This window comes from Enterobacter sp. UPMP701, assembly GCF_053709515.1.
Genome location: NZ_JBSKJN010000021.1, coordinates 42,195 through 52,946, shown reverse-complemented (window position 1 = coordinate 52,946; position 10,752 = coordinate 42,195). Strand labels below are relative to the sequence as shown.

At 58.2% G+C, this 10,752-nt stretch carries 9 protein-coding genes and 1 other RNA gene; 7 read left to right on the top strand and 3 right to left on the bottom strand.

Annotated elements, in window-relative coordinates; genetic code table 11:
- Positions 1-140: 140 nt before the first annotated feature.
- From ACWKXT_RS23495 to zapA, 3 genes are all read right to left on the bottom strand, one after another.
- The gene (locus ACWKXT_RS23495) at positions 141-737 is read right to left on the bottom strand and encodes a 5-formyltetrahydrofolate cyclo-ligase (protein WP_454527461.1); all 597 of its coding nucleotides are present in this window, start codon (positions 735-737) and stop codon (positions 141-143) included.
- Positions 738-761: 24 nt separating this feature from the next.
- Positions 762-945: non-coding RNA, 6S RNA (gene ssrS, locus ACWKXT_RS23490), on the bottom strand.
- Between the two features lie 41 nt (positions 946-986).
- Positions 987-1,316 (bottom strand): cell division protein ZapA, encoded by a 330-nt coding sequence (gene zapA, locus ACWKXT_RS23485; RefSeq protein ID WP_006811891.1) that lies wholly within the window; start codon positions 1,314-1,316, stop codon positions 987-989.
- Between the two features lie 167 nt (positions 1,317-1,483).
- On the opposite strand from zapA, the gene ACWKXT_RS23480 reads away from it, so the two are divergent.
- From ACWKXT_RS23480 to gcvP, 7 genes are all read left to right on the top strand, one after another.
- Positions 1,484-2,062: a YecA/YgfB family protein gene (locus ACWKXT_RS23480; RefSeq protein WP_072265689.1), complete on the top strand. Its 579-nt coding sequence runs from the start codon at positions 1,484-1,486 to the stop codon at positions 2,060-2,062.
- 31 nt (positions 2,063-2,093) lie between these two features.
- Positions 2,094-3,407: a Xaa-Pro aminopeptidase gene (gene pepP / locus ACWKXT_RS23475; RefSeq protein ID WP_454533506.1), complete on the top strand. Its 1,314-nt coding sequence runs from the start codon at positions 2,094-2,096 to the stop codon at positions 3,405-3,407.
- A complete protein-coding gene (gene ubiH / locus ACWKXT_RS23470; protein WP_454527460.1) occupies positions 3,404-4,582 on the top strand; it encodes a 2-octaprenyl-6-methoxyphenyl hydroxylase in 1,179 nt (392 codons plus the stop codon). The genes pepP and ubiH overlap by 4 nt, the downstream gene beginning before the upstream one ends.
- A 12-nt stretch (positions 4,583-4,594) precedes the next feature.
- Positions 4,595-5,797, top strand: coding sequence for an FAD-dependent 2-octaprenylphenol hydroxylase (gene ubiI, locus ACWKXT_RS23465; RefSeq protein WP_454527459.1), 1,203 nt, complete (start codon positions 4,595-4,597; stop codon positions 5,795-5,797).
- A gap of 397 nt (positions 5,798-6,194) precedes the next feature.
- On the top strand, positions 6,195-7,289 hold the full coding sequence (gene gcvT / locus ACWKXT_RS23460; protein WP_454533505.1) for a glycine cleavage system aminomethyltransferase GcvT: 1,095 nt from the start codon (positions 6,195-6,197) through the stop codon (positions 7,287-7,289).
- A gap of 23 nt (positions 7,290-7,312) precedes the next feature.
- The gene (gcvH, locus tag ACWKXT_RS23455) at positions 7,313-7,702 is read left to right on the top strand and encodes a glycine cleavage system protein GcvH (protein WP_008499718.1); all 390 of its coding nucleotides are present in this window, start codon (positions 7,313-7,315) and stop codon (positions 7,700-7,702) included.
- A gap of 124 nt (positions 7,703-7,826) precedes the next feature.
- Positions 7,827-10,700: an aminomethyl-transferring glycine dehydrogenase gene (gene gcvP, locus ACWKXT_RS23450; RefSeq protein WP_454533504.1), complete on the top strand. Its 2,874-nt coding sequence runs from the start codon at positions 7,827-7,829 to the stop codon at positions 10,698-10,700.
- Positions 10,701-10,752: the final 52 nt, after the last annotated feature.

Genomic DNA, 10,752 nt, shown 5'->3' with positions numbered 1-10,752 from the left:
ATGAGCTAACCCGCGGGCTTGAAAACCCAGAGGGCTAACGGGCTGTGGCATCAGGTCAAACGCATAGACAGTTTACCCGTCTGTAGACGGGTAACTGAAGTGACTTTAAACATACAAGGGCATCTGGCCGCACGCTTGGTTCACCACTCCCACAACTTCGATGGCGTCACCACCGCCGGCAACGGCACATCCCACTTCTCCACTGGCAAGGCTTCTACAGCCTGACAATCATGCGCATAGCCCACTGGCTGCAACCCGTACTGCTGCCAGTTTTGCAGCGTCCTGTCATAGAATCCCCCGCCCATGCCTAAACGCTGGCCCTGTTCATCAAACGCCACCAGCGGTGTAATCAGTACATCCAGCTCGGAAAGCGGCAGCACGTCGCGCACGTCGAGTTTCGGTTCGGTGATTTTCAGACGATTTACCACCAGCTCGCTGTGCGGATGGTAGTGCAGAAACAGCAGGTTACCTTTGCTAAACGGATGCAGTACCGGCAGGTAAACCCGTTTCCCGGCGCGCCAGAGCTGGTCGATAAGCGGTTGGGTATCCAGCTCGCCATCAAACGACAGAAACAGAGCGACGGTGTTTGCCATCACCACCGGCGGATAGGCCATCATACGGGCGGCGGCCTGCTGCGCAAAGTGTGCTTGTTGTTCAGACGTAAGTGCGCGGCGACGCTGGCGAATAAGCTGACGGATGTCCTGGCGTGAAGCAGAAACTTCAGGGAATTGAGTCATGGTAGTCGGTAGAAGAAGAAAGAGGGAATCTCCGAGATGCCGCCGCAGGCTGTAACCCTTGAACCCTTGGTTCAAGGTGAATGTGTCGTCATAGTTTTAAGGCTTCTCGGACGGACCGAGCATGCTCACCAACCATGGAGCGCCACATTCTTGTGGTATGAAATATCGGCTCAGGGGACTGGCCCGCTTGCGAACATCTCAGAGAAATTTTGTCTTCACAGTTACTCTACCATAGTCAACTGAGAAGTGTTATTCAAACTTTGGTCCCGGTCTTTCGGGATTGCGACCTTGATCAAGCAACGCCTGTTCAATGGTCTGCTGGAGCATTTTAATGCGCTGCTCCATGCTAGCCGCGTAGTCGCGGGTCTTCGCTTTTTCCTGAGTCAGTTCATAGCTGATGTTCAACGCGGCGATGAAAACCAGCTGCTCAGTATTTGTGACTCTAGTGCGTTCTTTTAGATCTTGCAACCGCTGATTCAAATCGTCCGCAGCCTGATTCAAAGCATCCCTTTGTTCAGGCGGACAATTCACTCGCAGTGAACGGCCAAAAATCTGGAGATCGACGGGTTGTGCAGACATGCCACCTTCCTGCTGATTGACTGCGCTGCCTTCGCTAACTGGCCCGGGGGCGGCGAAGGGGCGACACTATAGCTACCCTGATGTGAAGATACAAGCCCTTTTCTGGTATCACCAGGGTCCAAAGTGGTAGCATATCATGAATATCCTCCCTTTGATGACGAATGCGTATGTCTATACAGAACGAAATGCCTGGTTACAAGGATTTAAACCAGTTACTGAACCAGCAGGGAGTCGGTTTAACCCCTGCCGAAATGCACGGTCTGATCAGCGGCATACTGTGCGGCGGAAACAGCGACAGCTCCTGGCAGCCGCTGATCCACGACCTCACGAACGAAGGGCTGGCGTTTGGTCACGAACTGGCGGAAGCGCTGCGTAAAATGCACGCCGCAACCAGCGATTCGCTGGAAGACGATGGCTTCCTTTTTCAGCTTTATCTGCCTGAAGGCGACGATGTCAGCGTCTTCGATCGCGCCGATGCGCTCGCGGGTTGGGTAAACCACTATCTGCTTGGCTTGGGCGTCACCCAGCCGAAGCTTGATAAAGTGACCGGCGAAGCGGGTGAAGCGATCGACGATCTGCGCAACATCGCCCAGCTTGGCTACGATGAAGACGAAGACCAGGAAGAGCTGGAGATGTCTCTCGAAGAGATCATCGAGTACGTGCGCGTGGCGGCGCTGCTGTGCCACGACAACTTTACGCGTTCGCAGCCGACCGCGCCGGAAGTTCGCAAGCCAACCTTACATTAAGAAAAATAACGCACAGGAGGGTGTCATGGTTATCTCGCATCAAGAGTATTCTCGCCGTCGTCAGGCGCTGTTGGCAAAAATGCAGCCGGGAAGCGCGGCCCTGATTTTTGCCGCGCCGGAAGTGACGCGCAGCGCCGACAGCGAATACCCCTATCGCCAGAACAGCGATTTCTGGTACTTCACCGGGTTTAACGAGCCGGAAGCGGTACTGGTGCTGATCAAGAGCAATGACACCCACAACCACAGCGTGATTTTCAACCGCGTGCGCGATCTGACGGCTGAAATCTGGTTTGGCCGCCGCTTAGGGCAAGAGGCGGCGCCGGAAAAACTGGGCGTTGACCGCGCGCTGGCGTTTAGCGAAATCAACCAGCAGCTTTATCAGCTACTGAACGGCCTGGATGTGCTCTACCACGCCCAGGGCGAATACGCCTACGCCGATGAGATTGTTTTCAACGCGCTGGATAAGCTGCGTAAAGGTTCGCGCCAGAACCTCTCCGCGCCCGCAACGCTCACGGACTGGCGTCCGGTGGTGCATGAGATGCGCCTGTTTAAGTCTGAAGAAGAGCTCAACGTGCTGCGCCGCGCGGGTGAAATCAGCGCCCTGGCGCACACCCGTGCGATGGAAAAATGCCGTCCGGGTATGTTCGAATACCAGCTTGAAGGCGAAATTCACCATGAATTTAACCGTCATGGTGCGCGCTTCCCGTCCTACAACACCATTGTTGGTGGCGGGGAAAACGGCTGCATTCTGCACTACACCGAAAACGAAAGCGCGCTGCGCGATGGCGATCTGGTGCTGATTGACGCCGGCTGTGAATATCAGGGCTACGCGGGCGACATCACCCGTACGTTCCCGGTGAACGGCAAATTTTCCCCCGCACAGCGGGCAATTTATGACATCGTTCTTGAATCACTCGAGACGGCCTTGACGCTGTATCGCCCGGGCACCTCCATTCAGGAGGTTACCGGTGAGGTGGTGCGCATCATGATTACCGGGCTGGTTAAGCTTGGGATCCTCAAAGGGGATGTCGACACTCTGATTGCCGAGAATGCCCACCGTCCATACTTTATGCACGGCCTGAGCCACTGGCTGGGGCTGGATGTGCATGACGTCGGGGCATACGGTCCGGAACGTTCGCGCGTGCTGGAGCCGGGCATGGTGCTGACCGTCGAGCCGGGGCTGTACATCGCGCCGGATGCTGACGTGCCAGAGGAATACCGCGGAATTGGCATTCGCATCGAAGACGACATCGTCATCACCGAAACCGGCAACGAAAACCTGACCGCGAGCGTGGTAAAAAACGCTGACGATATCGAGGCGCTGATGGCAGCGGCACGCGTATGAGCGTGATCATCGTGGGCGGCGGCATGACTGGCGCCACGCTGGCGTTAGCCATCTCGCAGTTGACGAAGGGGCAGCTTCCGGTGCATCTGGTTGAAGCCGTCGCGCCGCAGGCGAAGAATCACCCTGGGTTTGATTCCCGCGCCATTGCCCTGGCGCAGGGTACCTGCCAGCAGCTGTCCCGGATTGGCATCTGGCAGGCCATCGCCGATTGCGCCACCGCCATTAATACCGTACACGTGAGCGATCGTGGCCATGCCGGATTTGTCACGCTGGATGCCCATGACTACCGTATTGCCGCGCTGGGCCAGGTTGTTGAACTCCACGATGTCGGCCTGCGCCTGTTCCGTCTGTTGCAGGACGCGCCAGGCGTGACGCTGCACTGCCCGGCTCGCGTTGCCAGCTTCACCCGCAGTGAAGATGCGGTCAGCGTGACGCTGGATAACGGCGTTGTTCTCGACGGCCAGCTTCTGGTTGCCGCGGACGGATCGCGCTCGGCGCTCGGCACCCAGTGTGGCGTAGAGTGGCGTCAGCAGTCTTACGGGCAGGTTGCGGTCATTGCGAACGTCTCGACCGCCGCGGAACACAATGGCCGGGCGTTTGAGCGCTTCACCCAGCACGGCCCGCTGGCGATGCTGCCGATGACGGACGGGCGCTGTTCGCTGGTCTGGTGCCACCCGCAGGATAAAGCCGAAGAGGTTAAGTCCTGGTCCGACGAACGTTTTTGTACCGAGCTGCAGAAAGCCTTTGGCTGGCGGCTCGGGCGTATTACCCAGGCGGGAAAACGTGCAGTTTATCCGCTATCGTTAACCACCGCATCGCAGTCTGTTTCCCACCGCGTGGCGCTGGTCGGCAACGCGGCGCAAACCCTCCATCCCATTGCCGGTCAGGGCTTTAACCTCGGCCTGCGGGATGTCATGAGCCTGGCCGAAACCCTTTCGCAGGCGTGGGGCGAACAAAAAGACTGCGGTGCTTATTCGGTGCTAAGCCATTACCAGAAGCGACGCCAGGCCGATAAAGAGGCAACAATCGGCGTCACCGATGGTTTGGTCCATCTGTTTGCCAATCGCTGGGTGCCGCTGGTTGCCGGTCGCAACCTCGGGCTGATGGCGATGGAACTGTTCATTCCGGCACGTGACGTGCTGGCGCAGCGGACCCTGGGTTGGGTCGCGCGTTAAGGAGTTATCACTGTGCAAAATGTTGATGTTGCCATCGTTGGCGGCGGAATGGTTGGGCTGGCGCTGGCCTGCGGTTTACAGGGCAGCGGCCTGCGGGTGGCCGTGCTGGAGCAAAAGCAGCCTCAGCCCGTCGCACCTGATGCCCCGCCGGAACTCCGCGTGTCGGCGATTAATGCGGCCAGCGAAAAGCTGCTGACCCGTCTCGGCGTCTGGTCAGATATTATTGCCCAGCGTGCCAGCTGCTATCACGGCATGGAAGTCTGGGACAAAGACAGCTTTGGCCATATTGCCTTTGATGATGAAAGCATGGGCTATAGCCATCTGGGGCACATCATCGAAAACGCGGTAATTCACCACGCGCTGTGGCAGAAAGCAGAGCAGTGCAGCGACGTGACGCTGGTAGCACCTGCGCAGATCCAGCAGGTGGCTTGGGGCGAAAACGAGGCGTTTATCACCCTTGAAAGCGGTGACATGCTGACCGCGCGCCTGGTGGTGGGTGCCGATGGTGCCAACTCCTGGCTGCGCAACAAGGCCGATATCCCGCTAACGTACTGGGATTACCGTCATCATGCGATGGTGGCAACGATCCGTACCGAAGAGCCGCACGGCGGCGTGGCCCGGCAGATTTTCCACAACGACGGTATTCTGGCCTTCCTGCCGCTTGCCGATCCGCACCTGTGCTCGATTGTCTGGTCCTTAGTGCCGGAAAAAGCGCAGCAGATGCAGGAGGCGACGCCGGAGGCCTTTAACCAGGCGTTGTGCGTGGCGTTTGATAACCGCCTTGGTCTGTGCACCCTTGAAAGCGAGCGGCTGGTGTTCCCGTTAACCGGCCGTTACGCGCGCCAGTTTGCGGCGCACCGTCTGGCGCTGGTGGGCGATGCGGCCCATACCATTCATCCGCTGGCCGGGCAGGGCGTTAACCTCGGCTTTATGGACGCGGCGGAACTGGTGGAAGAACTGCGTCGTCTGCATCGCGAAGGCAAAGATATTGGTCAGCATCTGTATCTGCGTCGCTACGAGCGCAGCCGCAAGCACAGTGCGGCGATGATGCTGGCGGGTATGCAGGGCTTCCGCGAGCTGTTTGCCGGTGCCAATCCGGCGAAAAAACTGCTGCGCGATATCGGCCTCAAGCTGGCTGACACCCTTCCGGGTGTTAAACCTCAACTTCTGCGTCAGGCAATGGGTCTTAACGATCTTCCCGACTGGTTACGCTAATCTCGATCCCCGTCACACTTTATTTTCCCGGCCTCTGCGCCGGGGAAATTCCCTCGTTTGAAATATTCTAATTCCACGCCATTTTTCGCATTAGTTATTCTCATGTCGTGATTTTTATGTGACGGAAATTCGGCCCGTTTTTCCGCACGAAATATCACCATGTGCTAAATCCTGTTAGATCAATGTTAATTTTGTGCGGGGTTAATCGCATTTTTCCAGTGAATAACTCTGTAGGCTTTTTAGCGTTTTTTGGTCATAAGCTAATGTGATGACCCGTTTTACCTTATGGTTAACCGCCGGTTTCGGTGGTAAGTTCAGGTAAAAGAGAACGTTTGCGTCGGCAATCGGGAACGAGGCCGATACCGGGTTTCACGGTGAATTTTTCAACGAGGACAAGATGGCTCAACAGACTCCTTTGTACGAACAGCACGTGTTATGCGGCGCCCGCATGGTGGACTTCCATGGCTGGATGATGCCGTTGCACTACGGCTCGCAGATTGATGAGCACCACGCGGTGCGCACCGATGCCGGTATGTTCGACGTGTCACACATGACGATTGTCGATCTGCGCGGTAGCCGCACCCGGGAGTTCTTGCGTTATCTGCTGGCAAACGACGTCGCCAAACTGAAGACGCCGGGTAAAGCGCTCTATACCGGCATGCTGAATGCCTCGGGCGGCGTGATTGATGACCTTATCGTCTACTACTTCACCGAAGATTTCTTCCGCCTCGTTGTAAACTCCGCCACCCGCGAAAAAGACCTCTCCTGGATCACCCAACACGCCGAACCTTATGCCATCGACATCACCGTACGTGATGACCTGTCGCTGATCGCCGTGCAGGGGCCGAACGCGCAGGCGAAAGCCGCGTCTCTGTTTAACGACGAGCAGCGCGCCGCCACCGAAGGCATGAAGCCGTTCTTCGGCGTGCAGGCGGGGGATCTGTTTATCGCCACCACCGGCTACACCGGTGAAGCGGGCTATGAAATTGCGATGCCGAACGAGAAGGCCGCCGATTTCTGGCGTGCGTTGGTGGAAGCGGGCGTGAAGCCTGCGGGTCTGGGCGCGCGCGATACGCTGCGTCTGGAAGCGGGAATGAACCTCTACGGTCAGGAGATGGATGAAGGCGTTTCTCCGCTGGCCGCCAACATGGGCTGGACCATCGCATGGGAACCGGTTGACCGTGACTTTATTGGCCGTGAAGCGCTGGAGATGCAGCGTGAGAAGGGCACAGAGCAGCTGGTTGGCCTGGTGATGAAGGAAAAAGGCGTGCTGCGCGGCGAACTGCCGGTGCGTTTTACCGATGCCGACGGCAATCCTCGCGAAGGCGTGATCACCAGCGGTACCTTCTCCCCGACGCTGGGCTACAGTATTGCACTGGCACGCGTGCCGGCGGGCATTGGCGACACGGCGGTGGTACAAATCCGCAACCGCGAAATGCCGGTCAACGTGACCAAACCGATTTTTGTTCGCGCCGGTAAGCCGGTCGCCTAATTCTTTTTATCAGGAGAACTTCAATGAGCAATGTGCCAGCAGAACTGAAATACAGCAAAGAACACGAGTGGCTGCGCAAAGAGGCGGATGGCACTTACACCGTAGGGATCACCGAGCACGCGCAGGAGCTGCTGGGCGACATGGTGTTTGTTGACCTGCCTGACGTGGGCACGACCGTTAGCGCGGGCGACGACTGCGCCGTAGCAGAGTCCGTAAAAGCGGCTTCTGATATCTACGCGCCTGTGAGCGGCGAAATCGTTGCCGTCAACGACGCGCTGAGCGATTCGCCAGAGCTGGTGAACAGCGAGCCTTATGAAGGCGGCTGGATCTTCAAGATCAAAGCCAGCGACGAATCTCAGGTTGCCGCGCTGCTGGATGCGACCGCGTACGAAGCCCTGTTAGAAGACGAGTAATCAGTAATCCCCCTCTCCCACCGGGAGAGGGCAGGGGTGAGGGTGCCAATCTTCCCCTCACCCTAACCCTCTCCCACGGGGAGAGGGAACTTAAATTCACTGCACGTTTCAGGAACCATCGCTCATGACACAGACTTTAAGCCAGCTTGAAAACCGTGGCGCCTTCATTGAACGTCACATTGGGCCGGATGCTCAGCAACAGCAGGAGATGCTAAAGACAGTTGGCGCGGATTCATTAAACGCACTGATCGGCCAGATTGTGCCAAAAGACATCCAGCTTGCCACGCCGCCTCAGGTGGGGGAAGCCACCACAGAATTCGCCGCGCTGGCGGAGCTGAAGGCTATCGCCAGCCTGAACAAGCGCTATAAGTCTTACATTGGCATGGGCTACACCAACGTGCAGTTACCGCCGGTGATCCTGCGTAACATGCTGGAAAACCCGGGCTGGTACACCGCTTACACCCCTTATCAGCCAGAAGTCTCCCAGGGGCGTCTGGAAGCGCTGCTGAACTTCCAGCAGGTGACGCTGGATCTGACCGGTATGGACATCGCTTCCGCGTCTCTGCTGGATGAAGCGACCGCCGCCGCCGAAGCGATGGCGATGGCAAAACGCGTGAGCAAGCTGAAAAATGCCAACCGCTTCTTCGTGGCTGCGGACGTGCATCCGCAGACGCTGGACGTGGTGCGCACCCGTGCGGAAACCTTCGGCTTTGACGTGATTGTCGATGACGCTGACAAAGTGCTGGATCATCAGGACGTCTTCGGCGTGCTGCTGCAGCAGGTCGGTACCACCGGAGAAGTACATGACTACAGCGCGCTGATTGCCGAGCTGAAATCCCGTAAAGTGATCGTCAGCGTCGCCGCCGATTTTATGGCGCTGGTGCTGCTGACGGCGCCGGGCAAACAGGGCGCGGATATCGTCTTCGGTTCCGCGCAGCGCTTTGGCGTGCCGATGGGCTACGGCGGCCCGCACGCGGCGTTCTTCGGCGCGAAAGATGAATTCAAACGCTCCATGCCTGGCCGTATTATCGGCGTCTCAAAAGATGCTGCCGGTAACACCGCGCTGCGCATGGCGATGCAGACCCGCGAGCAGCACATCCGCCGCGAGAAAGCGAACTCCAACATCTGTACCTCACAGGTGCTGCTGGCAAACATCGCCAGCTTGTACGCCGTATTCCACGGTCCGGCTGGCCTGAAGCGCATTGCCAGCCGCATTCACCGCCTGGCCGATATTCTGGCCTGCGGGCTGCAGCAGAAAGGCCTCAAGCTGCGCCACGCTCACTACTTCGACACCTTGTGTGTGGAAGTGGCTGACAAAGCCGCCGTGCTGGCGCGCGCGGATGCAGCAGAAATCAACCTGCGCAGCGACATCCACAATGCGGTCGGCATTACCCTGGATGAAAGCACCACCCGTGACGATGTCCTGAACCTGTTCAGCGTGTTGCTGGGTGACGCACACGGACTGGACGTTGATACGCTCGACAAAGAGGTCGCGCTCGACAGCCGCTCCATTCAGGAAAGCATGCTGCGCAATGACGCGATCCTCACTCATCCGGTGTTTAACCGCTACCACAGCGAAACCGAGATGATGCGCTATATGCACTCTCTGGAGCGCAAAGATCTGGCGCTGAACCAGGCGATGATCCCGCTGGGCTCCTGCACCATGAAGCTGAACGCCGCGGCCGAGATGATCCCAATTACATGGCCTGAATTCTCCGAGCTGCACCCGTTCTGCCCGCCAGAGCAGGCGGAAGGTTATCACATGATGATCAACCAGCTTTCCGACTGGCTGGTGAAGCTGACCGGTTATGACGCGCTCTGCATGCAGCCGAACTCCGGCGCGCAGGGTGAATACGCGGGCCTGCTGGCGATCCGTCACTATCACGAAAGCCGCAACGAAGGGCACCGTGATATCTGCCTGATCCCAAGCTCAGCGCACGGCACCAACCCGGCCTCTGCCCAGATGGCGGGCATGGAAGTCGTGGTGGTGGCCTGCGATAAGAACGGCAACATCGATTTGGCCGACCTGCGTGCGAAAGCCGAGCAGGCGGGCGACAAGCTCTCCTGCATCATGGTGACCTACCCGTCCACCCACGGCGTGTACGAAGAGACCATCCGTGAAGTGTGCGAAGTGGTGCATCAGTTTGGCGGTCAGGTTTACCTCGACGGCGCGAACATGAACGCTCAGGTGGGCATTACCTCTCCGGGCTTTATCGGCGCGGACGTGTCGCACCTGAACCTGCATAAAACCTTCTGCATTCCGCACGGCGGCGGCGGCCCGGGCATGGGCCCAATCGGCGTGAAAGCGCACCTGGCGCCGTTTGTGCCGGGCCACAGTGTGGTGCAGATTGAAGGCATGCTGACTCGTCAGGGCGCGGTCTCTGCGGCACCGTTCGGTAGCGCCTCTATTCTGCCAATCAGCTGGATGTACATCCGCATGATGGGCGCGGAAGGACTGAAGCAGGCGAGCCAGGTGGCGATCCTGAACGCCAACTACATTGCGACTCGCCTGAAGTCCGCCTTCCCGGTGCTCTATACCGGCCGCGACGGTCGCGTGGCGCACGAGTGCATTCTGGATATTCGTCCGCTGAAAGAAGCGACAGGCATCAGCGAACTGGATATCGCCAAGCGTCTGATTGACTACGGCTTCCACGCGCCAACCATGTCGTTCCCGGTTGCGGGTACGCTGATGGTTGAGCCGACCGAGTCTGAAAGCAAGGTCGAGCTGGACCGCTTTATCGACGCGATGCTGGCGATCCGCATGGAGATCGATCGCGTGCAGGACGGCGAGTGGCCGCTGGAAGATAACCCGCTGGTTAATGCCCCGCACACCCAGCATGAGATGGTAGCAGAGTGGAATCACGCTTATTCCCGCGAACTGGCCGTCTTCCCGGCAGGTGTGGCAAACAAATACTGGCCGACCGTGAAGCGTCTTGATGACGTGTACGGCGACCGTAATCTGTTCTGCTCCTGCGTGCCGATGAGCGAATATCAGTAATATTGTTTGTGTAATAACGCAGGCCGGGTAAGGCGAAGCCGCCACCCGGCTT